At 69.8% G+C, this 23,125-nt stretch carries 26 protein-coding genes, 1 tRNA gene and 2 riboswitches; of the genes, 18 read left to right on the top strand and 9 right to left on the bottom strand.

What is annotated here, in order from left to right; translation table 11 throughout:
- Positions 1–102: 102 nt before the first annotated feature.
- The 4 genes from R5H32_RS08070 to R5H32_RS08055 all read right to left on the bottom strand — a co-directional run bounded on the left by R5H32_RS08070 (position 103) and on the right by R5H32_RS08055 (position 2,662).
- A complete protein-coding gene (locus R5H32_RS08070; RefSeq protein ID WP_318338170.1) occupies positions 103–447 on the bottom strand; it encodes a Lin0512 family protein in 345 nt (114 codons plus the stop codon).
- Positions 444–788, bottom strand: coding sequence for a Lin0512 family protein (locus R5H32_RS08065; protein WP_318338169.1), 345 nt, complete (start codon positions 786–788; stop codon positions 444–446). The genes R5H32_RS08070 and R5H32_RS08065 overlap by 4 nt, the downstream gene beginning before the upstream one ends.
- Positions 788–1,411, bottom strand: a complete 624-nt coding sequence (gene cobO, locus R5H32_RS08060; protein ID WP_318338168.1) for a cob(I)yrinic acid a,c-diamide adenosyltransferase — start codon at positions 1,409–1,411, stop codon at positions 788–790. The genes R5H32_RS08065 and cobO overlap by 1 nt, the downstream gene beginning before the upstream one ends.
- 66 nt (positions 1,412–1,477) lie before the next feature.
- Positions 1,478–2,662, bottom strand: coding sequence for an NnrS family protein (locus tag R5H32_RS08055; RefSeq protein WP_318338167.1), 1,185 nt, complete (start codon positions 2,660–2,662; stop codon positions 1,478–1,480).
- A 37-nt stretch (positions 2,663–2,699) separates the two neighbouring features.
- A riboswitch (cobalamin riboswitch) is annotated at positions 2,700–2,924 on the top strand.
- Positions 2,925–3,009: 85 nt separating this feature from the next.
- On the opposite strand from R5H32_RS08055, the gene R5H32_RS08050 reads away from it, so the two are divergent.
- Genes R5H32_RS08050 through cobJ form a run of 7 tightly spaced genes read left to right on the top strand, consistent with a single transcriptional unit; the run spans position 3,010 to position 10,913 of the window.
- On the top strand, positions 3,010–3,369 hold the full coding sequence (locus R5H32_RS08050; RefSeq protein ID WP_318338166.1) for a DUF1636 domain-containing protein: 360 nt from the start codon (positions 3,010–3,012) through the stop codon (positions 3,367–3,369).
- The gene (gene cobW, locus R5H32_RS08045; protein WP_318338165.1) at positions 3,370–4,419 is read left to right on the top strand and encodes a cobalamin biosynthesis protein CobW; all 1,050 of its coding nucleotides are present in this window, start codon (positions 3,370–3,372) and stop codon (positions 4,417–4,419) included.
- Between the two features lie 7 nt (positions 4,420–4,426).
- A complete protein-coding gene (gene cobN / locus R5H32_RS08040) occupies positions 4,427–7,669 on the top strand; it encodes a cobaltochelatase subunit CobN (protein WP_318338164.1) in 3,243 nt (1,080 codons plus the stop codon).
- Complete coding sequence (gene cobG / locus R5H32_RS08035) at positions 7,666–8,844, top strand: precorrin-3B synthase (protein ID WP_318338163.1); 1,179 nt, start codon at positions 7,666–7,668, stop codon at positions 8,842–8,844. The genes cobN and cobG overlap by 4 nt, the downstream gene beginning before the upstream one ends.
- Positions 8,834–9,463 (top strand): precorrin-8X methylmutase, encoded by a 630-nt coding sequence (locus R5H32_RS08030; protein ID WP_318338162.1) that lies wholly within the window; start codon positions 8,834–8,836, stop codon positions 9,461–9,463. Before cobG ends, R5H32_RS08030 begins: the two co-directional genes overlap by 11 nt.
- 2 nt (positions 9,464–9,465) lie before the next feature.
- Positions 9,466–10,182: a precorrin-2 C(20)-methyltransferase gene (locus R5H32_RS08025; protein ID WP_318338161.1), complete on the top strand. Its 717-nt coding sequence runs from the start codon at positions 9,466–9,468 to the stop codon at positions 10,180–10,182.
- The gene (gene cobJ, locus R5H32_RS08020; RefSeq protein WP_318338160.1) at positions 10,179–10,913 is read left to right on the top strand and encodes a precorrin-3B C(17)-methyltransferase; all 735 of its coding nucleotides are present in this window, start codon (positions 10,179–10,181) and stop codon (positions 10,911–10,913) included. Before R5H32_RS08025 ends, cobJ begins: the two co-directional genes overlap by 4 nt.
- Here cobJ and R5H32_RS08015 read toward each other — a convergent pair.
- Positions 10,889–11,638: a cobalt-precorrin-6A reductase gene (locus R5H32_RS08015; protein ID WP_318338159.1), complete on the bottom strand. Its 750-nt coding sequence runs from the start codon at positions 11,636–11,638 to the stop codon at positions 10,889–10,891. The genes cobJ and R5H32_RS08015 overlap by 25 nt on opposite strands.
- On the opposite strand from R5H32_RS08015, the gene cbiE reads away from it, so the two are divergent.
- The 9 genes from cbiE (at position 11,637) to cobF (ending at position 18,598) form a co-directional block, all read left to right on the top strand.
- Entirely contained in the window at positions 11,637–12,824 is a 1,188-nt protein-coding gene (gene cbiE, locus R5H32_RS08010; protein ID WP_318338158.1) for a precorrin-6y C5,15-methyltransferase (decarboxylating) subunit CbiE, read from the top strand. The genes R5H32_RS08015 and cbiE overlap by 2 nt on opposite strands.
- A complete protein-coding gene (locus tag R5H32_RS08005) occupies positions 12,821–13,183 on the top strand; it encodes a cobalamin biosynthesis protein (protein WP_318338157.1) in 363 nt (120 codons plus the stop codon). The genes cbiE and R5H32_RS08005 overlap by 4 nt, the downstream gene beginning before the upstream one ends.
- Positions 13,180–13,965, top strand: a complete 786-nt coding sequence (cobM, locus tag R5H32_RS08000; RefSeq protein ID WP_318338156.1) for a precorrin-4 C(11)-methyltransferase — start codon at positions 13,180–13,182, stop codon at positions 13,963–13,965. Before R5H32_RS08005 ends, cobM begins: the two co-directional genes overlap by 4 nt.
- Before the next feature lie 201 nt (positions 13,966–14,166).
- Positions 14,167–15,495, top strand: coding sequence for a cobyrinate a,c-diamide synthase (locus tag R5H32_RS07995; protein WP_318338155.1), 1,329 nt, complete (start codon positions 14,167–14,169; stop codon positions 15,493–15,495).
- Positions 15,492–16,214 (top strand): uroporphyrinogen-III C-methyltransferase, encoded by a 723-nt coding sequence (gene cobA, locus R5H32_RS07990; RefSeq protein WP_318338154.1) that lies wholly within the window; start codon positions 15,492–15,494, stop codon positions 16,212–16,214. Before R5H32_RS07995 ends, cobA begins: the two co-directional genes overlap by 4 nt.
- Entirely contained in the window at positions 16,211–16,528 is a 318-nt protein-coding gene (locus R5H32_RS07985; RefSeq protein WP_318338153.1) for a DUF1636 domain-containing protein, read from the top strand. Before cobA ends, R5H32_RS07985 begins: the two co-directional genes overlap by 4 nt.
- Positions 16,529–16,587: 59 nt before the next feature.
- Positions 16,588–16,805, top strand: a riboswitch (cobalamin riboswitch).
- Between the two features lie 31 nt (positions 16,806–16,836).
- A complete protein-coding gene (locus R5H32_RS07980) occupies positions 16,837–17,007 on the top strand; it encodes a CbtB domain-containing protein (protein WP_263338144.1) in 171 nt (56 codons plus the stop codon).
- 21 nt (positions 17,008–17,028) lie between these two features.
- Positions 17,029–17,760, top strand: coding sequence for a CbtA family protein (locus R5H32_RS07975; protein WP_318338152.1), 732 nt, complete (start codon positions 17,029–17,031; stop codon positions 17,758–17,760).
- An 85-nt stretch (positions 17,761–17,845) separates the two neighbouring features.
- The gene (gene cobF, locus R5H32_RS07970; RefSeq protein ID WP_318338151.1) at positions 17,846–18,598 is read left to right on the top strand and encodes a precorrin-6A synthase (deacetylating); all 753 of its coding nucleotides are present in this window, start codon (positions 17,846–17,848) and stop codon (positions 18,596–18,598) included.
- A 40-nt stretch (positions 18,599–18,638) separates the two neighbouring features.
- Here the strand turns inward: cobF and R5H32_RS07965 are convergent, their stop codons facing one another.
- A complete protein-coding gene (locus R5H32_RS07965) occupies positions 18,639–19,673 on the bottom strand; it encodes a LacI family DNA-binding transcriptional regulator (RefSeq protein ID WP_318338150.1) in 1,035 nt (344 codons plus the stop codon).
- Positions 19,674–19,920: 247 nt separating this feature from the next.
- Here R5H32_RS07965 and R5H32_RS07960 point away from each other — a divergent pair.
- Positions 19,921–19,996 (top strand) — tRNA-Arg (locus R5H32_RS07960).
- Positions 19,997–20,447: 451 nt separating this feature from the next.
- Here the strand turns inward: R5H32_RS07960 and R5H32_RS07955 are convergent.
- From R5H32_RS07955 to R5H32_RS07945, 3 genes are read right to left on the bottom strand one after another with little or no spacing between them, the layout of a single operon-like run.
- Complete coding sequence (locus R5H32_RS07955) at positions 20,448–20,876, bottom strand: YqaA family protein (RefSeq protein WP_318338149.1); 429 nt, start codon at positions 20,874–20,876, stop codon at positions 20,448–20,450.
- 17 nt (positions 20,877–20,893) lie between these two features.
- Entirely contained in the window at positions 20,894–22,204 is a 1,311-nt protein-coding gene (locus R5H32_RS07950; protein WP_318338148.1) for an MFS transporter, read from the bottom strand.
- Between the two features lie 8 nt (positions 22,205–22,212).
- Positions 22,213–22,470 (bottom strand): metal-sensing transcriptional repressor, encoded by a 258-nt coding sequence (locus R5H32_RS07945; protein WP_318338147.1) that lies wholly within the window; start codon positions 22,468–22,470, stop codon positions 22,213–22,215.
- 201 nt (positions 22,471–22,671) lie between these two features.
- Here R5H32_RS07945 and R5H32_RS07940 point away from each other — a divergent pair, with 201 nt between their 5' ends.
- Positions 22,672–23,043, top strand: coding sequence for a HupE/UreJ family protein (locus R5H32_RS07940; protein WP_318338146.1), 372 nt, complete (start codon positions 22,672–22,674; stop codon positions 23,041–23,043).
- The last annotated feature ends 82 nt before the right edge of the window (positions 23,044–23,125 follow it).

The following is a 23,125-nucleotide window of genomic DNA, read 5'->3' as shown; positions in this document are numbered from 1 at the left end:
GGGGGTCCGGGGGCAGCGCCCCCGGCCACCGCCCCCGGCAAGGTCCGTCCGCTTACCCAAAGGCGCGCACCTGCATGGCTTGCGAAGACCCGTCGGCATCGCCTAGCCCTGATACGGCAGGAACGCCTCGACAGCCGCCGAGGCGATGACGATCACATTGCCGCTGTCGGGATTGGTGACGTCGAGGCCGCCATGCACCGCCGTCACCGAGACCTGCCCCCGCGGCAGGCCAGCGGCGAGTGCGGCGCAATCCACAGCCTCGGGTCTCTGCACGCCAACCGTCACCGCGACGCGCATCTTGGCATGGTCGAGGTCGAGCGCATCGAAAAGCGGGATCGACGAATGGCGGATCGCGTCCTCGATCGCGCGCCGGGCGGCCTTCTGGTAGTCCCGCCCGTACTGGTCGTTGCCCATGCCCATTTCGATGATGAAGCGCTGATCGCTCATGGGCCAACCTCCAGCGAGACCGAAACCGCCGCATTGGCGATCACCGTCGGGTTGCCGCCATCGGCGCGCGGCACGTCAAGGCCGCCCTTAACAAGCGTCACTTTCGGTTGACCATAGGGAAAGACCGCAAGGATCGCGGCGGAATCGACCCTTTTGGGCTGTTGCACACCAATCTCCACGTCGATCAGCATGTCGCCCTTCGGCCGCCCGAAGAGCTCCGCGAGGTTGATCGAATTGTGCCAGAGCGCATCCTTCACCGCGCGGACCGCGGCCTCGGTATAGTCCTGCCGGCGCAGGCTGGTGCCCATGCCGAACTCCGTCAGCAGACGCCGCACCGCCATCAGAACTCGACCCCCTTCTGGCCCTTGATCCCCGACCGGAACGGATGCTTGATCAGCGTCATCTCGGTCACGAGATCGGCGATCTCGATCAGCTCCTCCTTGGCGTTGCGGCCCGTCATAACGACATGGGTCATCGTCGGTTTCTCGTCCTTCAGGAACGCCACCACCTCGGCGACGTCGAGGTAATCGTAGCGCAGGGCGATGTTGATCTCGTCCAAGAGCACCATCTTGTTGCGCTCGTCGCGGATCAGTTCCTTGGCCTTCTCCCAGCCCTTCCGCGCCGCCGCGATGTCGCGCTCCTTGTCCTGTGTTTCCCAGGTGAAGCCTTCGCCCATCGCGTGGAACTGGCAGAGATCGCCGAAATGCGCCTCGATCAGCGTGCGCTCGCCGGTCGACCACGCGCCTTTGATGAATTGCACGACGGCCGAGGGCATCCCATGCGCGATGCAGCGCAGGATCATGCCGAAACCGGAGGAGGACTTGCCCTTGCCCGCCCCGGTATGGACGATGATCAGGCCCTTCTCGCCTTCCTTCGTCGCCATGATCTTGTCGCGGGCGGCCTTCTTCTTGGCCATCTTCTGGGCGTGGCGCTCGGCGTCACTCGGGGGCGTGGGCGTGGTCATGGCGGTCCCTCTTGTCGGCGGGTCGGTGTTCAATAGGCGATTGCGGGGCGGATGGCGAGGGGCGGCTCATGCGCGCGGCCCGCTGAAGACCGGTCGTTGCGGCGCGCCGCGCAAGGTCGGGGCGAGCTTGATCAGGAAGAGCGTCCAGCCGGCGATCCAGAGGAGTGCTGCCGGTTCGGCAAGTTCGGGCACCGCGCCCTGCGCGAGCCTGAGCCAGGCCGCCAGCCAAAGGAGGACGAAGCCCGCGATGCTCGGCCAGCCCGCGACCAGCCGGTCGGGCGCGCGCCGGGCGACCGCGCGGGCGGCCACCGCGTAGATGAGGCAGGACATCGCGCCTGCGGTCAGTGCGTGGAGCGCGTCCGGTTCGGCGAAGAGCGGCACACCCAGCCGCGCGAGGCCGGTGAGGCAAAGCCCGACCGGCAGCCAGAGAAAGCCGAGATGCAGCATCAGGAGCAGCGCATCATGCCGCACCGCCGCCTGCTGCCAGAGCGCGAGCCGGAGCGCCTCTGCTCCGGCCCCGGCGAGGAGGGCGGCACCGGAAAGGGCCTCCGCCCCGGCGAGCGTGGCGAGAAGTGCCGCGAGGATCGCGGCGGCGCCGATACGGGCGGCCCGTTCGGCGACGGGCATTGGCGGGGCATGTTCCGCCGCGACCCGGTTCTCGGTGAAGGCGCGGACCATGCGGCCGCCGATGACCGAGAGGATCAGCGCGAAGACGAGGATCGCGGCGCGGGGATCGGCGCCGGCGCCGAGCACGGCGAGATCGGCAAGGCCGAGGAGCGCCGCGAAACCCGCCTGTAGAGCGCCCTTGGCCGAGCGCCCGGCAACGGCCTCGCGCCCGAGCAGCAGCGCGAGCCAGGCGAAGAATCCCGCGCTCGTGGTCGCGACGAGCGGCAGCGGCAGCGCCGGCAGCCCGGCGAGCGCGAGCCGGGCGACGATCCAGATGAGCACCAGGACGAGGATCCGCACACCGGCGGCCGGCGGGCGGTGGCTCCAGCTCGGCGCGGCGGTGAGCGTGTAGCCCGCGAAGGCGGCGCCTGCGAAGCCGAAGAGCATCTCGTGCGCGTGCCAGAGCGTGGCCGAGCCCAGCGCATCCGCCGCCGGCCCGCCCGATTCGCCGAAGGCCCGCCAGCCGATCACGACGACCGCCCAGAGCCCGGCGGCGAGGAACATCGGACGGTGCGCGGTGGCGAGGATGCCGCCCGCAGCACCCGCCGGGTCGTTCCTGTGCGTCGGGGCTTCGTAACCGTTCATGCGGGGCCGTGCTTGCTTGACAAGATGCGCGTCAATGCCTCAGGAGAGGCGCGCTGGTTCCTGCCTAAGGCAGGCGAAGAGGGAATGCGACAGGCTTTGCGACCACCCGTGGTTCGGCGCCGAAGCGCAGCCGCCCCCGCGACCGTGGCCGGAGAGGCCCCCCGAGGCCCACTGGCGAGATGCCGGGAAGGGGGAGGGGCCGTCGGAGCGAAAGCTCCGGCATCCGCAAGCCGGGAGACCTGCCAGCGAGGACGTTGTGACGGCGGACGGGGGGTTCCGCGACCGGCTAGGGGCACAGCGCCCCCCGCAGGCCGCCCCTTTCCGTGAGGGAGAAGGATGAGCCGCGCGTGACCGTGACACTTCATGTCTGCACCACCTGCCGGATGGGCCAGCCCATCCCGGAGGACGAGGTACGCCCGGGCACCCGGCTCCTGGAGGCGCTTCAGGCCGCAGGCGCCCCCGAGGGCGTCCGCATCCTGCCGGTCGAGTGCCTCTCCGCCTGCGACCACGGCTGCAACATCGCTTTGAGCGGCCCCGGCCGCTGGTCCTACGTCTATCGCGGCCTGAACCCGGATGAGCATGTCGCCGACATCCTCGCCGGTGCCGCCGCCTATGCCGCGACCGGGGACGGGATCGTCCCCTGGCGCGAGCGCCCCCAGATCTTCCGCAAGCAGTCGCTTGCGCGTATTCCCCCGATGGAGAGCTGAATGTCCGACCTGAACAAGATCCCCGTCACCGTCATCACCGGCTTCCTCGGTGCGGGCAAGACGACGCTGATCCGGCATCTCATGCAGAACCCGCAAGGCAAGCGCCTCGCGGTTCTGGTGAACGAGTTCGGCACCGTCGGCGTCGACGGCGACATCCTCAAGTCCTGCGCCGACGACAACTGCCCGGCCGAGAACATCGTCGAGCTGGCCAATGGCTGCATCTGCTGCACCGTGGCCGACGACTTCATCCCGACGATCGAGGCGCTGATGGCGCTGCCGCAGCGTCCCGACCATATCCTGATCGAGACCTCGGGCCTTGCCCTGCCGAAGCCGCTCCTGAAGGCCTTCGACTGGCCCGCGATCCGCTCGCGCATCACCGTTGACGGCGTCATCGCGCTCGCCGATGCCGAGGCCGTGGCGGCCGGCCGCTTCGCCCCCGATGTCGACGCGGTTCAGGCCCAGCGCGAAGCGGATGACTCGATCGACCACGAGACCCCGCTGTCCGAGGTCTTCGAGGACCAGATCTCCTGCGCCGATATCGTGCTTCTGTCGAAGGCCGATTTGGTGGGTGACGATGAACTCGACGCCGCGCGCGCCGTGATCGAGGCGGAAGCCCCGCGTCCGGTGCCGGTCCTGCACATGGAAGAGGGCCGGATCGATCCCCGCCTGATCCTCGGCCTGAACGCCGCCGCCGAGGATGACCTCGAGGCGCGGCCCTCGCACCATGACGGCCATGACGACCACGAACATGACGATTTCGAGACCGTCGTGATCGAGCTGCCGGAAGTCACCGATCCCGAGGCGCTGAAATCCGCGATCATCCGGCTCGCGCAGGAACAGAACATCCTGCGCGTGAAGGGCTATGTCGCCGTTGCCGGCAAGCCGATGCGGATGCTGGTGCAGGCCGTGGGCACGCGGATCCGGGCGCAGTTCGACAAGCCCTGGGGCGATGCGCCGCGCGCCTCGCGGCTCGTGGTGATCGCCGAGCACGACGATATCGACCCCGCCGCGATCCGCGCGGTGCTGGTGCCGGAACCGCAGGAGGCCTGACCCCGCCATGCATGTCGTCTTCCGCGAGAGCCACGGGCTGGAGGAAACGGACACCCCGTTCGACCTGGGTCAGGACCCGGCCGATCTCGTGGTGCTGTCCTTCTCCGACAGCGACCTTGGCGCTTTCGCGGCGGGCTGGCATCGCGCGGCGGGAGGATTGCCGACCCTGCGGCTCGCGAACCTCGTGGCGCTCCGTCACCCCCTGTCGGTGGACACCTATGCCGAACAGACGCTTGGCGAGGCGAAAGGCATTCTCATCCGCCTGATCGGGGGCGAAAGCTACTGGCCCTACGGGCTCGCGCAGGTTCAGGATCTCGCGCGGCGGCACGGCATCGCGCTCGCGATCCTGCCCGCCGACGGGCGCGAGGATGCGCGGCTCGACGAGTTGTCCACCCTGCCGAAATCGACCCTGCGCCGGCTGCAATCGCTCTGCGACGCGGGCGGTGCCGTGGCCGCGCAGGCGGCTCTGCAACAGATGGCCCTGGCCGCAGGGCTCTATGCCGGCCCGGTAGCGGGCGACAAGACCGTGCCCGGTTTCGGCTGGTACCTGCCGGGCAAGGGCGTCGTTGGCGCGCCGGAGATCGCCGAACGCCCCCTGGCCGTCGTCACCTTCTACCGCTCCTATCTCACCTCGGCCGATACCGACCCGGTCGACGCGCTGCTCGCCGCACTCGAAGCGCGCGGCTTCGCGGCGATCGGCGCCTATGCCGCCTCGCTGAAGGATCCCGCCGCCGCCGCCTGGCTCCGCGCCGAGCTGACCCGGCTGAAGCCCGCCGCGATCGTCAATGCCACCGCCTTCTCGGCGAAGGGAGCGGACGGCTCCGCCTCGCCGCTCGACACCACCGGCTGCCCGGTCTTCCAGGTGGCGCTCTCGACCGCGCGAAAGAAGGACTGGGCCGAGGCCGAACGCGGACTCTCGCCCGCCGATCTCGCCATGCATGTCGTGCTGCCCGAGGTCGACGGCCGGGTCTTCGCCGGTGTCGCGAGCTTCAAGAGCCCGTCACGCCGCGACCCCGACCTGCAGTATTCCCGCTTCGCCCACCGGGCCGAGCCGGAGCGCATCGCCGCCGTCGCCGACCGGGTGGCAGGCTGGCACCGGCTTTCGCGGACGGCTCCGGCGGAGCGCATGCTCGCGCTCGTGCTGTCCACCTATCCCGGCAAGGCACATCAGCTCGCCCATGCCGTCGGCCTCGACGCGCTCGCCTCCGCCGAAGGCATCCTTGCCGCGCTCAAGGCCGAGAACCACGCCGTCGAGCCCGGCTCGGCGCTTGGCTCATCGCTCACCGCCGATACCCTCAGTTGGCCCGTTTCGGCCTATTTAGACACTGTTTCGACCTTTCCCGCGCCGCTCCGCGACGCCCTCTTCGCCGCCTGGGGCGACCCCGAGACCGACCCTTCCGTCACCGACGGCCAGTTCCGCTTCCACGCGATCCGCCGGGGCAAGGCCATCGTCGCCCTGCAACCCGAACGCGGCGAGGTGACCGCGCGGGCCGACGATTACCACGACCTGTCCCGCACCCCGCGTCACGCCTATGTCGCCTTCTACCTCTGGCTCAGGGCGCAAGGTCTCCATGCGCTGGTGCATATCGGCGCGCATGGCACGCTCGAATGGCTGCCGGGCAAGTCGGTCGCGCTTTCCGCCGACTGCTGGCCCGAGGCGCTGACCGGTTCCCTTCCGGTCATCTACCCCTTCATCGTCAACGACCCCGGCGAGGCCGCGCAGGCCAAGCGGCGGATCGGCGCCGTCACCATCGGCCACCTGCCGCCGCCCCTGGTGGACAGCGCCGTGCCGGAAGACCTCAACCGCCTCGAACGGCTCCTCGACGAATACTCGACCGCCGACGGGCTTGATCCCGCCCGCCGCGACCGGCTGATCCAGTCGATCCGCGACGAGGCGAAGGGGCGCGGCGTCGAGGACGATCTCGGCATCCCCGAGGATGCCTCGCCCGCCGAGGCGATCACCCGCATCGACCGCTTCGTCTGCGACATCAAGGAAAGCCAGTACGGCGACGGCCTCCACATCTTCGGCACCGGCCAGTGCGGCGCTGAAGAGCGGAAGGGTTTGATCGCCGCGCTGAACGGAGAGCGGGTGGAGGCCGGCCCCTCCGGCTCGCCCTTCCGCGGCCGGTCCGATGTGCTGCCCACGGGCCGCAACCTCTTCACCACCGATCCCCGCGCCGTGCCCTCGCGCGCCGCCCATGCGCAGGGCGTGAAACTCGCCGAGGAGCTTCTTCGCCGCCACCTGCAGGACCACGGCGACTGGCCGAAATCCTTGGTCGTCGACCTCTGGGGCTCGGCCACGATGCGCACGGCGGGCGAGGAATTCGCGATGGCCCTGCACCTCGCGGGCCTCAGCCCGAAATGGGACGAGGGCTCAGAGCGTGTCGCCGGCTTCGAGGTGATCCCGCTGGCACTGCTCCGCCGCCCCCGGATCGACGTGACTTTGCGCGTTTCCGGCCTGTTCAGAGACGTTTTTCCGGGGTTGGCCCAGCTTTTCGAGGCCGCCGCCAAGGCGCTGGCCGACCGCGAGGAAGCCCCCGAGGACAATCCGTATCTGCGCGCCTCCCCCCGCGTCTTCGGGCCGAAGCCGGGCCTCTACGGCCTCGCGATGGGCGAGGCGATCGAGGATTACGGCCCCGAGGGCCAGCATGCCGCCGGCGAGGCCTGGCTGTCGGGTTCCGAATGGGCCATCGACGCCTCGGGCGCGGCCCACCCCGCCCGTGCGGCGCTGGAAGAACAGGTGAAGGGCGCCGACGGTTTCGTCCATATCCAGGACCTCGCCGAGACCGACCTCCTACTCGCCTCCGACTACGCCGCGCATGAGGGCGGGTTTGCCGCCGCCGTCGCACGGCTCGGCGGCCAGGCACCCGCGCTCTACCATCTCGACGCGACCCGCCCCGACGCGCCGCGCGCCCGGACGCTTTCCGAGGAGATCGGCCGCGTCGTCCGCGCCCGTGCGACGAACCCCGACTGGGCCGACGGCATGATGCGGCACGGCTTCCGCGGCGCGGCCGAGATCGCGGCGACGCTCGACCACATGGCGGCCTTCGCCCATCTCGCCCGCGCGGTCCCGGCGCATCTCTTCGACCTCTACCACGAGGCGACGCTTGGCCGGGACGAGGTCGTGGCCTTCCTCGAACGCGAGAACCCCGCCGCGCTTCAGGCGATGCGCGACCGCTTCGCGGCGCTCCGCGATGCCGGGCTCTGGATCACGCGTCGCAACTCCATCGCGATGGAGACCGGGCAATGAGCGATCCGGTCATCAAGGGCTGGTGCCCCGGCGCGCTCAGACCAATGATGTCGGGCGATGGGCTTGTCGTCCGCGTCCGCCCGCGCGGCGGGCGGCTGACGCCCGCGCAGGCGAAGGGCATCGCCGAACTGTCGGCGCGGCATGGCAACGGGCTCATCGACCTTTCCGCCCGCGCCAATGTCCAGCTTCGGGGCGTCACCAAAGCCGCGCATGGGCCGCTGATCGAGGGGCTTTCCGCCCTCGGCCTCATCGACGAGACGACCGAGGCCGAGAGCCGCCGCAATATCACCGTCACGCCCTACTGGCAGGACGGCGACGGGGTGCAGGAGGTGGTGCGCTCCCTCACAGAGGCGCTGGGCCATCCGGGCGCGCCGCGGACGCCGGGCAAGTTCGGCTATGCCGTCGATTGCGGCGCCGAGCCGGTCCTCTCCGAGACCTCCGCCGATATCCGCATCGAGCGCGGCCCCGGCGGCGTCCTTCTGGTCCGGCCCGATGGCATGGGTTCCGGCGCCGACGCGACGGAAGAGACCGCGGCGCGGCTGGCGCTGACGCTCGCGGAATGGTTCCTTGAAACCGGCGGCGCGCCCGAGGGCCGCGGCCGCATGGCAGCGCATTTGGCGCGCGGCGCGCGCCTGCCCGAGCTGTTCACCGAAATCCCGGCGCTGCCGCGCTCGAGCGCCCTGGCCCCCGCGCCGGGACTTCTGCCGCTCGGTTTCCTCGTCGGGTTCGAATTCGGCCAGATGGCGGCCGAAACCTTGTCTATTCTTGCCGAAAACGGCGCTTTGCGGATCACGCCCTGGCGCATGATCCTGATCGAGGGCGCCACGCAGGCGCCCGCCATTCCCGGCCTCATCACCGATCCCGCCGACCCGATGCTGCGGGTGACCGCCTGCACCGGCGCCCCCGGCTGCCCGCAGGCGCTGATCGAGACGCGGCCGCTGGCGCGCGCGCTCTGCGCGTCGCTTGCGCCCGCTGACCGGCTCCATGTCTCCGGCTGCGCCAAGGGCTGCGCCCATCCCGCACCCTCGGCCCTGACGCTCGTCGGCCGCGCCGGTGGCGCCATTGACCTGATCCGGAACGGCACCGCCGCCGACACGCCTTCGCGGACCGGGCTCTCGCCCGCGACGCTCACCGCCACTCCCGCCCTTCTCACCGAGACCGAAGATGCCCCATAGCTACCAGACCGACGGCGCCGCGATTTACCTCGAGAGCTTCGCCACCATCCGTGCCGAGGCCGACCTCGCGCGCTTCACACCCGAGGAGGAGGTCGTCGTCGTCCGCATGATCCATGCCGCCGGGATGGTGGGGCTCGAGGAACACGTCCGCTTCTCCCCCGGCATGGCGATTGCCGCCCGCGCCGCGCTCGAAGCCGGCGCGCCGATCCTCTGCGACGCGCGCATGGTCAGCGAGGGGATCACCCGGCCCCGCCTGCCTGCGGGCAACGAGGTCATCTGCACGCTGCAGGACCCGCGCGTGCCCGAGCTGGCGAAGGAGATGGGCAACACCCGCTCCGCCGCCGCGCTGGAACTGTGGCGGCCGCATCTGGAAGGGGCCGTCGTCGCCATCGGCAATGCCCCGACCGCGCTCTTCCACCTCCTGAACATGCTCGAGGACCCGGCCTGCCCGCGCCCCGCGGCGATCATCGGCTGCCCGGTGGGCTTCGTCGGCGCGGCCGAATCGAAGGACGCGCTGATGGAGGACCTGCCGGTGCCCTCGGTCATCGTGAAGGGCCGCCTCGGCGGCTCGGCGATCACCGTTGCCGCCGTCAACGCGCTCGCGAGCCGGAAGGAGTGATCATGGGCAAGGTTGTCTGCGTCGGCCTCGGCCCCGGCGATCCCGATCTGATGAGCGTCAAGTCCGACCGGCTGGTGCGCTCCTCGACCCACATCGCCTATTTCCGCAAGGCGGGCTACGAGGGCCAGGCGCGGCGCATCGTCGAGGGGATGCTACGCCCCGACGCCATCGAGTACCCGATGGAGTATCCGGTCACGACCGAGATCCATTTCTCCGATCCCGAATACAACCGGGTTATGGCGGAGTTCTACGAGGTCTGGGCCGAGAAACTGGCCAAACTGGCCGAAACAGAGACTGTTCTGGTCCTCTGCGAGGGCGATCCCTTCTTCTACGGAAGCTTCATGCATCTCTATACGCGGCTCCGCGAACGCCGCGCGGTCGAGGTCGTTCCCGGCATCACCGGCATGTCCGGCTGCTGGACCGCGACGGGCGAGCCGATCACCTGGGGCGACGACGTGCTGACCGTGGTCACCGCGACGATGGGCGAGGAGGAACTCACCCGCCGCATCCGCGACACCGACGCGCTCGTGGTTATGAAGATCGGACGCAACCTCGATAAGCTGAAGCGCTGCCTGACCGCCGCCGGTCGGCTCGACACCGCCTGGCTGGTGGAGCGCGGCACGATGACGGACCAGAAGGTGCACCGGCTTTGCGAGGCGCCCGCCAAGGTGCCCTATTTCTCCATCGCCGTGGTGCATGGACAGGGGCGGCGGCCATGAGCGGCTGGATCGCGGTAGCCGGCCTCGGGCCGGGTGACGAGCGGCTGGTGACCAACGAGGTGCGCGCCGCTCTGGCCGAGGCGACCGATGTCGTCGGCTACATTCCCTACGTCGCCCGCGTCGCGCCGCGCGAGGGGCTGACCCTGCACCCCTCCGACAACCGGGTGGAGCTGGACCGTGCGGGCCACGCGCTCGACATGGCGGGCGAAGGCAAGCGCGTCGTCATCGTCTCCTCCGGCGATCCCGGCGTCTTCGCCATGGCCTCGGCCTTGTTCGAGGCGCTGGAGGAACGGCCGGACGCGCAGGCCTACGACATCCGCATCCTGCCCGGCATCACCGCGATGCTGGCCGCCGCCTCGCGGCTCGGCGCGCCGCTGGGCCACGATTTCTGCGCGATCAACCTTTCGGACAACCTCAAGCCTTGGGAACTGGTGGAGCATCGCCTGCGCCTCGCCGCGCAGGCCGGTTTCGCGATGGCCTTCTACAACCCGCGTTCCAAGAGCCGCCCGCACCAGTTCGCCCGCGCACTGGAGATCCTGCGCGAGGAGGCGGGGCCTGAGACGCTGATCTCCTTCGCCCGCGCGGTGACGACGCCTGAGGAGGCACTGAACACCGTGACGCTCGGCGAAGCGACGCCCGAGATGGCCGACATGCGCACCGTCGTCATCGTCGGCAACCGCGACACCCGCCGCGTCGGCCGCTTCGTCTACACCCCGAGGTCGGCGCGGTGAGCGAGGAAGGCCATCACCTCATCCAGGTCCCGCGCGATGCGGCGGGGCGGCAGGCTTGGCCGGTCGATCAGGATCACCGGGATCCCGAGCCGGCGCGCGGCGTCGAGCTTCGCCCGCGCGCCCGAACCGCCGGCGTTCTTGGCGACGATATGGGTGATGCGGTGGTCCCTCAGAAGCGCCCGGTCGCCGGCTTCGGTGAAGGGGCCGCGCGCGATCACGGCTTCCGCGTCGGGCAGCGGCAGCGCGCCCTCGGGCGGATCGACGAGGCGCAGCAGGTAATGGTGCTGCGGCTTCGCCGCGAAACCCGCAAGGGTCTGCTTGCCGATGGCGAGGAAGATGCGGGCCGGGGCCTCGGGCAGGGCGGCGACCGCGGCCTCGATGTCCGGAACATGGGTCCAGTCATCGCCATCGTCCGCCTGCCAAGGCGCGCGTTCGAAGGCGCAGAGCGGCGTGCTCGTCTCCGCGCAGGCCGCGATCGCGTTGCGGCTCATCTGGGCCGCAAAGGGATGCGTCGCGTCGACGACATGGGTTATTCTCTCGGCCTTGAGGTAGCGGGCGAGCCCCTCGGCGCCGCCGAAGCCGCCGATCCGGGTCGGCAACGGCTGCGCCACCGGCGCCTCGGTGCGTCCGGCATAGGAGAAGACCGCCGTCACGCCCGTCGCCGCGAAGTGGCGGGCGAGGCCGGAGGCCTCCGTGGTGCCGCCGAGAAGAAGGACGCGCGTCATGGCTGATCCCTGGCTGACGATCATCGGTCTAGGCGAGGATGGCCTGTCGGGTCTGACCGAGGCAAGCCGCGCCGCTCTCGGGCGCGCGGATATCATCTTCGGCGGGCCGCGTCATCTGGCTTTGACGGGGGCCGGTGGGCGCGGGCGGGAATGGCCGGTGCCGTTCAGAATAGACCCTGTTCTGGCGGAAAAGGGCCGGAACGTGGTGGTCCTCGCCTCTGGCGATCCGTTCTGGCACGGCGCCGGCGGCTCGCTTTCCGCGCATCTTCAGCCCGGCGACTGGGTCTCGCATCCGGCACCCTCGACCTTCGCGCTCGCCGCCTCGCGGCTTGGCTGGCGGCTGGAGGAAACGGTCTGCCTCGGCCTTCATGCCGCGCCGTTCGAGCGGCTCACGCCGGTGCTTGCACGCGGGGTGCGGGTGATCTCTCTCGTCCGCGACGGGGCGGCGGCTTCGGCGCTGGCGGAATGGCTGACCGCGAAAGGCTTCGGCCCGTCGCGCCTGGCGGTGCTCGAGTCGCTCGGCGGGCCGTCCGAACGCATTCGCTCGGCCACGGCGGAGGGCTTCGATATAGCTGACGCCACCTACCCGGTTGCGGTCGCCATCGCCGCCGAGGGCGCGGGGGGCCTGCCGCGCGCCTCCGGCCTGCCGGATGATCTGTTCGTCTCTGACGGGGTGATGACCAAGCGGCCGGTCCGGGCACTGACCCTCTCGGCGCTGGCGCCGCGCCCCGGCGAGATGCTCTGGGATCTCGGTGCGGGCTCGGGCTCGATCTCGGTCGAATGGTGCCTCGCGGCGCCGGGGGCCACCGCGCAGGCGGTCGAGAGCCGGGCCGACCGGGTGGCGAACATCAGGACGAATGCCGGGACCTTCGGCCTCGCCCACCGGCTGACGGTGACCGGGGCGAACTGGCCCGAGGTGCTGGAAGGGCTGCCGAGGCCGGATGCGGTCTTCATCGGCGGCGGCGCGAATTTGGCCGGAATAGACATGGTTTGGGCGACAATTCCGGAAGGAACGCGGCTCGTCGCCAACGCGGTGACGATCGAGTCGGAGGCGCTCCTGGCGGAATGTCACGCGCAGCGGGGCGGCTCGCTGATGCGGGTCGAGATCGCGGTGGCGGAGCCCCTCGGGCGGATGCGCGGCTGGATGCCGGCGCGTCCGGTGACGCAGTGGAGCGTGGTCAGATGAGGGTCGCGGGGATCGGATTCCGGCGCGACGCCACGGTCGCCTCGCTGAAGGATGCGCTCGCCCGTGCCGGCGGCGGGGCGGAGCTTCTGGCCACCGCAGCGACCAAGGCCGAGGCGCCGGCGGCGCGGGAACTTGCGGCGGAACTGGGGCTGAGGCTCTGCGGGCTCGACCGGGCGGTGCTCGAGGTCGAGGAGACGCTGACCCATTCGGCGCGGGTCGCCGAACGGTTCGGCGCGGGATCGGTGGCCGAGGCGGCGGCTCTGGCCGCGGCCGGGCCGGGAGCGCGGCTTCTGGGGCCGCGGGTTGTATCGGGCGACGGGCTGGCCACGGCCGCCATCGCGATTGGGAGAGACGAATGACTGTGCATTTCATCGGCGCCGGACCGGGCGCCCCCGACCTTCTGACGCTCCGCGGCCGCGACCTTATCGCGTCCTGCCCGGTCTGTCTTTATGCCGGATCGCTGGTGCCGAAGGCGGTTCTTGGCCACTGCCCGGAAGGGGCGAGGATCGTCAATACCGCGCCCCTGTCGCTCGACGAGATCATCGCCGAGATCCAGGCGGCGCACGAGGCGGGCCACGACGTGGCGCGGCTTCATTCGGGCGATCTCTCGGTCTGGTCGGCGATGGGCGAGCAGTTGCGCCGCCTCCGCGGGTTGGGCATTCCCTATGACGTGACGCCGGGCGTGCCCTCCTTCGCCGCCGGCGCCGCGGCTCTGGGGGCGGAACTGACCCTTCCCGGCGTGGTGCAGTCGGTGGTGCTGACCCGGACCTCGGGCCGGGCGACCTCGATGCCGCCGGGCGAGACGCTGGAGAACTTCGCCCGGACCGGCGCGGTGCTGGCGATCCATCTCTCGGTCCATGTGCTGGAGAAGGTGGTGGCGGAGCTGACCCCGCATTACGGCGCCGATTGCCCGGTCGCGGTGATCTGGCGCGCGAGCTGGCCCGACCAGCGCATCGTGCGGGCGACGCTGGAGACGCTGGAGACCGCCGTCGGCGCCGAGATGGAGCGCACGGCGCTGATCTTCGTCGGCCGCTCGATCGGGGCGGAGGAGTTCGACGAGAGCCGGCTCTATGCCGGCGATTACGACCGCCGCTACCGGCCGGTCGGCACCCATCCGCGCTTCCCGGAGACCGAGGCGTGACCGGAGCCGACCGGGTATCGGCCCGCCCGGGGCGGGCCAACCGAGGCGGGGGGCCGTCTGCCCCCCGCACCCCCCGAGGGTATTTCGGCAATGAAGAAGGGGCGCGCGGTGGTTCCTGACGGGCTGATCATCTCGGCACCGGCNGGCCAAACCGTGGCGGGGGGCCGTCTGCCCCCCGCACCCCCCGAGGGTATTTCGGCAATGAAGAAGGGGCGCGCGGTGGTTCCTGACGGGCTGATCATCTCGGCACCGGCCTCGGGCACGGGCAAGACCACGCTGATGCTGGGGCTTCTGGGCGCCTTCCGGGCGGCGGGGCTTCAGGTGCAGCCCTTCAAGTCGGGCCCGGATTACATCGACCCGGCATTTCACCGCGCGGCCTCGGGGCGGTTTTCGGTCAACCTCGACACCTGGGCAATGGGCGCGGACCGGATCGCCGGGCTCGCCGAGGCGGCCGACGGGGCCGATCTGGTGCTGGCCGAGGGCTCGATGGGGCTCTTTGACGGCGTGGCCGTGCCCGGCGAGGCCGGGACCGGTGCTTCGGCGGATCTCTCGGCGCTGACCGGCTGGCCGGTGGTTCTGGTCCTCGATGTCTCGGGCCAGGCGCAGTCCGCGGCGGCGGTGGCGCTCGGCTTCGCGCGGATGAGACCCGATGTGACGGTGGCGGGCGTGGTCCTGAACCGGGTCGCCTCGCCCCGGCACGAGGCGCTGGTACGGGCGGGAATGGAAGCGGCGGGCATTCGGGTCTTCGGCGCCTTGCCGCGGCGGGCGACGATCGAGGTGCCGGAGCGGCATCTGGGCCTCGTGCAGGCCGAGGAGACGCCGGAGCTTAACCGGATCATCGCCGACGCGGCGGAGTTCGTGGCCGCGCATCTCGATCTGGGCGCCCTTCGCGCGGTGGCCGGGGCGACGCGGCTTCGGCCCGGCGCACCGGTGCCGGTGGTGCCGCCGGGACAGCGGGTCGCGCTGGCGCAGGACCAGGCGTTCTCCTTCGTCTATCCGCATCTTCTCGATGGCTGGCGTGCCGCCGGGGCGGAGATCCTGCCGTTCTCGCCGCTGGCTGACGAGGCACCGGACGCGGACGCCGATTGCTGCTGGCTGCCGGGCGGCTATCCGGAACTCCACGGCGCGCGGCTCGCGGCGGCGGGGCGGTTCCGGCAAGGTTTGAGACGGTTTTCCGAGACCCGCCCCGTGCACGGCGAATGCGGTGGCTACATGGCGATGGGCACGGCGATCATCGACCGCGACGGCGTGGGACACGAGATGGCGGGGCTTCTCGGCCTCGTGACCTCGTTCGAGAAGCGCAGGATGCATCTCGGCTACCGGCTCGCCGCGCTTGCCGCGCCGCTGCCGGGGTTCGGAGCGGGCGCGCGGCTTCGGGGTCACGAATTTCACTACTCGACGATCCTCGAACAGCCGGATATGGCGCTCGCGAGCGTCGTCGACGCCAATGGCGATCCGGTGCCCGAGACCGGGTCGCGCCGGGGCCAGGCCACCGGCACGTTCTTCCACCTGATCGCGGAGGCGACATGAAGGGTTTCGTCAGTTTCGTTTCCTCCGGCCCTGGTGATCCGGAGCTTCTGACGCTGAAGGCGGTGGACCGGCTCCAGAAGGCCGATGCGGTGCTCTTCGACGATCTCTCGTCGGGCCCGATTCTCGCCAAGGCGCGCGAGGGCGCGGACATGGTCGGCGTCGGCAAGCGCGCGGGCCGCGCCTCGCCGAAGCAGGACCATGTGAGCCGGCTCCTGGTGGAATACGCGAGTTCAGGCGCCCGGGTCGTGCGGCTGAAGTCGGGCGATTCCGGGCTTTTCGGACGGCTCGAGGAGGAAATCACCGCCTGCCGCGAGGCCGGGATCGACTACGAGATCATTCCCGGCGTGACCTCGGCGATGGCGGCGGCGGCGGCGGCGGGGATTCCGCTGACGCGGCGGCTGACGGCGCGGCGGGTGCAGTTCGTCACCGGCCATGACGTCACCGGGGCGCTGCCCGAGGATCTGAACATCGCCGCCCTCGCCGACCCTACGGCGACGACCGTGGTCTTCATGGGCAAGCGCACCTTCGCCGAGCTTGCACGTCGCCTGCAGGGCGCGGGGATGTCGGCCGAGACGCCGGCGCTTCTGGCCGAAAGCGTCTCTACGCCGGCGGAAAAGATCGTTCGTGGCACGCTGGGGTCGATGGAGCGCCTGATCGAGGCCGAGGCCTCCGACGGGCCGGCGCTGATCCTGCTCGGCCCCTTGGCCGAGGGGAAATGAGCGCCGTCACCATCACCGTCTGCCGGTCCTGCCCGGCTGGGCAGGCCGGGCTTGCGTCGCGGCTCGCCGAGGCGGTCGGCGATGCCGCGACGGTGCGCGAGATCGACTGCATGTCTGGCTGCACCCGGCCCTCGAGCGTCGCCTTCCGCGCCGAGGGCAAGACCGCCTATCTCTTCGGCGATATAACCGAGGCCGAGATCCCGAATCTCGTGACCTTTCTTTCGCTCTACCTGGCCTCGCCCGACGGCACCCTTGCCGATGCGCGCCCGCTCGGGACACTGAGGGAAAAGGCGATCGCCCGGATTCCGGGGTGACAGGTCGCAATCGGCGCGGCGATTGGCGCTTATCCACCTTGACCGGATGGTCCGCTTGCTGGCAGATGGAAGGGCATGGTGTCCATGAGGCGCAAAGCGTCCGGACCGAAACGGGAATGGGGAAGGGTGGACCAAAGGCGGCACCCGAAGCCCCAACCGCCCCCGCGACTGTGAGCGGCGAGCGGCTTTCCAACGGCCACTGGGGTTCGCCCCCGGGAAGGCGGAAGGCCGCAGCGACCCGCAAGTCAGGAGACCGGCCATGTGGGAAGGCAACAAAAGCCGTCGGGTGTGACGGCAAGGAGAACGACATGAACGCTACGACCCATTCCGCCGCCAAGACCTCCACCGGGCTTCTGTCCATCGTGTTCGTTGCGCTGATCGGCGCGACGATGCTGTTCGTTGCGGGCCACGCCCAGTCGGCGACCCTGCACGATGCCGCGCATGACATGCGCCACGCGACCGGTTTTCCCTGCCACTGAGCAGGGCCTGACGGTCTCAAAATGATCCAACGTTTGCTGGCCGGCGGGCTGATCGCCGGCTTTGCAGCGGGGCTGTTCGCGGCTCTGCTGCATTTCGCATTCATCCAGGAGCTGATCCTCTTGGGTGAGGAATACGAAACCGGGTCGCTGACCCATTTCGCCGGTGCCGGCGGGGCACCCGCCCAGGCGGGGCACGACCACGCGGCAGGCGAGGCGGCGCATGATCACGGCGACGCCACCGCCGAGGGCGAAGAATCCGCGGTCACGCGCAATGCGCTCACGGTCCTCTTCACCGGGCTCATCTATGCGAGCTACGGGCTGATCCTGGTCGCGGGCTACGCGCTGGCCGAGCATTTCGGCCGCAAGGTCGACGCGCGGGAAGGCATCCTCTGGGGCATCGCGGGCTATGCCGCGTTCCAGCTCGCCCCGGCGATGGGCCTCGCGCCGGAACTGCCGGGCACGATCGCGGCGGATCTGGGAGCGCGGCAGGCTTGGTGGCTTGGCACCGTGGTGGCGACGGCCGTTGGGCTGGCGCTGCTGGCCTATGGGCGGAGCTTCGTCGCCGCCGGCATCGCCGGCGCGCTGCTGGCCGCGCCGCATGTGATCGGTGCGCCGCACATCGACCAGTACTTTGGCGTCGCGCCCACCGAGGTCGGCGCGGAATACTCGGCGCGCGTGCTCGGTGTCGGACTCGCGGTCTGGGCAGCGCTTGGCTGGCTCTCGGGCCGGCTCTGGGCCGGTTCGCGCGCCTGATCCGGCGGCGGCACGAAAACGGACCCCGCGCATGGACATGCGCGGGGTCTTTTGCAATCTATCACCGGACAGGAAAGGGCGGGATATGATCGAGCTTCTTCTCATCGGCATCGGCACCGGCAATCCCGACCACGTGACTCGTCAGGCCGAGAAGGCGTTGCGCTCGGCCGATCTGGTGCTGATCCCGAGGAAGGGCGCGAACAAGGCCGATCTCGCGGAGCTCAGGCAGGCGATCTGCGACGAGGTACTGGGGGGCAGCGCGGCGCGGGTGGTTGCGTTCGACCTGCCGAAGCGCGACGCGGAGAACCCCGACTACCGCGCCGGGGTCGACGACTGGCACGACGCCATCGCCAAGGTCTGGACAGACACTATTCAGGCCGAAATCGGCGATACGGGCCGGGTGGCGCTGCTGGTCTGGGGCGATCCCTCGCTTTACGACAGCACGCTCCGGATCGCCGGACGGGTGGACCGGGCGGTGCCGCTCAAGGTCACGGTCATTCCCGGCATCACCTCGCTGCAGGCGCTGACCGCGTCCCACGCGATCCCGATCAACGAGATCGGCGCGCCGTTCGTCGTCACCACCGGCCGGAAATTGCGCGAGGAGGGCTGGCCCGCTGGCGCCGACACGCTGGCGATCATGCTCGACGGCGAGTGCTCGTTCCAGTCGATCGACCCGGAAGGTATCACGATCTGGTGGGGCGCCTATGTCGGCATGGCCGAGGAGATCATCCGCTCCGGTCCGCTCGCCGAACTGGCGCCGCGGATCGTCGAAACCCGCGCCGAGGCGCGGGCGCGGCATGGCTGGATCATGGACATCTACATCCTGCGAAGGACCTGAACTGGGGGTCGCGAATTTTCGGCGAAAATTCGGGTTTCCGTCAGCCCTGCCGGATCGTGTCGCCCGGCTCGAGCACCGGGGTCAACTCGACATGCTCGCCGCCGATCAGCCCGGCATCGCTGTGGCCCGAGATGATCTGGGCCGCGCGCCGCCCGATCTCGCGCCGGCAGGCATCCATCGTGGCGAGCTTGCGCGGCAGCCCGTCGAGGAGATCGACCCCGTTGAACCCGGCCAGCCCGAGCTTGCCCGGCACGTCGATCCCCTTGTCGAGGCAGTAGAGCAGCCCGCCCGCCCCGATCATGTCGTTCGAGTAGTAGAGGAAATCGAGATCCGGGCTGCGCTTCAGGATCGCCTCGGTCATCTCGCGCCCCTTCAGGAGCGCCGAGCCGCCCGAGTAGAACTCGCTGTCCGCAAGCTCGATCCCGGCCTCCGCCAGCCCCGCCTCGAAGCCTTCGAGCCGCTTCCGCGCGCGGTGGTCATGCGGCATCTTGGTGCCGAGAAAGCCGATCCGGCGGTAGCCCGCGCCGATGATCGCGCGCGCCATCTCAAGCCCGGCGCGCTTGTGCGAGATGCCGACGACCGAGTCGACCGGCGTGCCGTCGACATCCATGATCTCGACGATCGGGATGCCGGCGTTCTGCAGCATCGCCCGCGCCGCGTCGCTGTGTTCGAGCCCGGCGATGATCACCCCGGTCGGCCGCCAGGACAGCATCTCGTAGAGCACCGCCTCCTCGCGCTCGGCCGAATAGTTGGTGACGCCGAAGACCGGCTGCAGGCCGCTTTCCTCGAGCTCCTCGGAGATCCCGCTCAGCACCTCGGGAAAGACGAGGTTCGACAGCGATGGGATGACCACCGCGACGAGGTTGACGCGCTGCGAGGCGAGCGCGCCGGCAATCTTGTTGGGCACATAGCCAAGCCGTTTGGCGGCCTCGAGCACACGCTCGCGCGTTGAGTCCGAGACATCGCCGCGATTGCGCAGCACCCGGCTGACCGTCATTTCGGAGACGCCCGAGGCCTCGGACACATCGCGCAATGTCAGTGTCCGGCGCGACTCGGCGGGTCCGTTGCTGCTCACGGGATCGTCTCCAGAATGGTTGGCGTCACTTCTGATTAGCGCCAATTTCCGGGCTTGTCCAAGCAATCGACAGCACGGGATTAGCGCTAACGACCGCCGCGCCGCCGGTGGCTGGCGCCACTTCCCGCGCGTGCGGTGTCGACTTTTCTTGAAGCCCGTCGGCACTCGGACTAAAGACAAGGAGGCGGATCACCTGACCGGCGTTGACGGGGTGAACCGACCGCGGTGCAGCGCGCTGCATCGGTGCGGCCTCGTAGCTCAGGGGATAGAGCGACCGCCTCCTAAGCGGTAGGTCATAGGTTCGAATCCTATCGGGGCCGCCACTCTTGGAAAAACCGCCTCTTATCAGCGCCTTGCCGGATCGGTTACAGGCACCCGGCGATTGCGCGCGAGCCACCTTACCCAGCACATCCCCGCGATGTTCCGGCTTGCGGAATGTGCAGGTGCGCCTGAAAACCATCTTTCACAGGCAGAGGAGCAAACCGTGGCCGCCACGCGTTTCAACTCCTAGGAGGGTGATCCACCCGGAAAGACGATGCACTGGGTTCTGACCTGGGACATAGTCAAGCAATCCACTCACGGGCGCCAAACCAGCCACAACCGAGCCGGCCGAAGCACCGGCCCCGAAAGAAAGTCCGGCTCTGGTTCCAGTCGAGCGATGCAGCCGCTCTCAGGCAACAAGTCAATCAGACATGCCATCTTGACCGTTTCCCCCAAAACAGATCGCGCCGAAACGACCGGTCGCTCGCGCCGTCCGCGGCATGGTCGGGCGGCTCACACCCAGACCAGCGTCGCGGCGGCGAGGGCAAGGTATCGGCCGCCCTTCGCCAGCGTCACCACGATCAGGAAGCGCCAGAGCGGTTCCTTCATCGTGCCTGCGGCGAGCGTCAGCGGATCGCCGATCAAAGGCAGCCAGCTTCCGAACAGGCTCACCCAGCCCCAGCGTCCATACGAGGCTTGCGCCCGCGCGAGCTGTGCCGTCGAGACCGGGAAGCGCGGATGGCCGGCGAAACGGACCAGAAACCTCCCGATTCCCCAGTTCACGACCGCGCCCAGAACGTTCCCGACCGTCGCCACGGCCAGCAGAATGCCGGCAGGATGGGTGCCGGCCAGGAGAAGGCCGGCCAGAACCGCCTCGGACTGTGCCGGGACGAGCGTGGCCGCGAGAAACGCGGCGAGGAACAGGCCGGCAAGTGACAGCATCGGTGCAGCGCCCGGTCTCAGCCGCCGCGCGGCCAGCGCGGGTGCAGATCGTCGATCACGAAGGAATGCCGGTGGCTTTCTTTCCCGTGCTCCTTCAGATGCGGATGATCGGCGGGGAGATCGGGATGCGCATGCGGCACGGCGTCGGGTTCGGCGGCCGGCCACAGGCGCAGCGCCAGGACGACGCCAAGCGCGGCGAGCGCGGCCATCAGCAGGAACGTGGTGTCCAGCCCGAATGCGGCGCCGAAACGTCCCGCAAGCGGATAGGTCAGAAGCCAGCAGGCGTGGCTCAGCGCGAACTGCGCGGCGAAGATCGCCGGCCGGTCCTCGGGCTGCGCGGAGCGCCGCAGAAGCCGCCCCGTCGGGGTCTGGGTCAGGCTGTAGCCGAAGCCGATGACGCACCAGAGGGCCATCAGCACCGGCAGCGATCCCGCGAGCGGGCCGGCAAGCGTGCCCAGCGTCAGGACGATGGCGCCCGCGACCATCGCGGGGCGGTCGGCTATCCGCTCGAGAAGGCGCGGCAGGATCAGCGCCGCCGCCATCGAGCCGCCGCCGAAGGCCGCCAGCGCCAGCGCCACCTGCGGCTCGGCGAGGCCGAGCCGCGCCTGGACGAGGACGACGGTATTGACCACCACCATGGCGCCCGCCGCCGCGACCGCGAGGTTCAGCGCCAAGAGCCCGCGCAGGCGCGGCGTGGCGAGGTAGATGCGGATGCCGCGGGTCGTGCGGTCCCAGATGCCGCGCGGCCGCGCCGGTTTCGGGGAGGGCAGCGTCACCGTCAGGACCAGCGCCGCCGATGCAAGAAAGCCGATCACGGTCCCGCCGAAGAGGACCGGGAAGCTGACGACCGTCAGCAGCGCCGCCGCGAGCATCGGCGACACAACGCTCTCGAGGTCATATGCCAGGCGCGAGAGCGAGAGCGCGCGGGTGTATTCCGCCTCGTCGGGCAGGACATCGGGGATCGTCGCCTGGAAGGTCGGGGTGAAGCCGGCCGAGGCGGCCTGAAGCAGAAAAATCAGCACATAGACGTGCCAGACCTCGGTGACGAAGGGCAATGCCACGGCGACCGTCGCCCGGATCAGGTCGAGCGCGACCAGCATCGCGCGGCGCGGCACCCGGTCGGCGAAGGCCGAAGCGATCGGCGCAAGCGTCACATAGGCCACCATCTTGATCGCGAGCGCCGTGCCAAGGATGAGCCCCGCGTCCTCGCCCGCGATCTGCCAGGCGAGCAGCCCGAGCGCCACCGTCGCGAGGCCGGTGCCGACAAGCGCGATGACCTGTGCCGCGAACAGGTGGCGATAGGTGCGGTTGGCCAGAATGGCGAGCATGCTGTCCCTCACAGAAGCCTGGCCATCGCCCGCATCTCGGCGAGATCGGTTTCGCTTCCGTGCCCGAGGCAGTGGTCGATGTGGTCGTGAATCAGCACCCGCTTGGCGGCCGCGACCGCGCGCTCCACCGCCTGCAGCTGCGTCGCGATGTCGGCGCAGGGCTTGCCGCTCTCGATCATGTCGATCACGTGGCGCAGGTGCCCGTCGGCGCGTTTCAGCCGCTTGACGATGTCGGGGTGGGTTGGGTGCGGTTGCGGCTCTGGCATACCGGTTCGGTATCCCCTGGGTGGGGATAAGACAAGATCGCGCGAATGCGGCGCCTCGAGCGGACGGGCAATCGACGATGCGGCTCGGAAACTGATGCAGGACGCTTCCTCGGTTGCCGTCGGTGGTGATGCCGGCGGAAACGATCGCGCTTGCTTTCTCTCAGGTGGCCTTCAGCCTGACCCATCGTCCCGCCCCGCCTGATGCCGTGGCCGAGATCGTTCAGCATCACGCTGCTCCTGGCCGATGCAGCATTCGCCTATTCCGTCACGCCTGGCGACAAGAGATACATCCATGAGATCACCCGGGCGAAGATCATCCCGTTCCTCTGTCTCGGCGCCAAGCAGATGGTGACGGTCCATGACCATATAGTCTCTCTCTTCGGCGTGATCTTCTTCCTCGACGGGATGAAGCAGATCGGACTCTATGTGTCGCTCTTCGCCTTCGGCCAGCTCATCGCGCTCGGCGTCATCCCGATCGTGATGACGCGCTGGCGCGCCACCCCGTCCTTCGCGCGGCAGGCCTATGCCCGGAATGCCGTGATGATGGGCACGGGCTTTCTGCTGATGGGCTAATAGCCTGTGAAGTGAAACGGGCGGATCGGATGGCTGGCTGAAACTCGGTCGGTCGGGTCTTGCACGGAGCCCGGCGACGTGG

It is taken from the genome of Defluviimonas sp. D31 (genome assembly GCF_033436765.1).
In the GTDB taxonomy this organism is placed as follows: domain Bacteria; phylum Pseudomonadota; class Alphaproteobacteria; order Rhodobacterales; family Rhodobacteraceae; genus Albidovulum.
The sequence above is the reverse complement of the archived record's forward strand: the minus strand, read 5'-3'. Positions and strand labels throughout refer to the sequence as shown.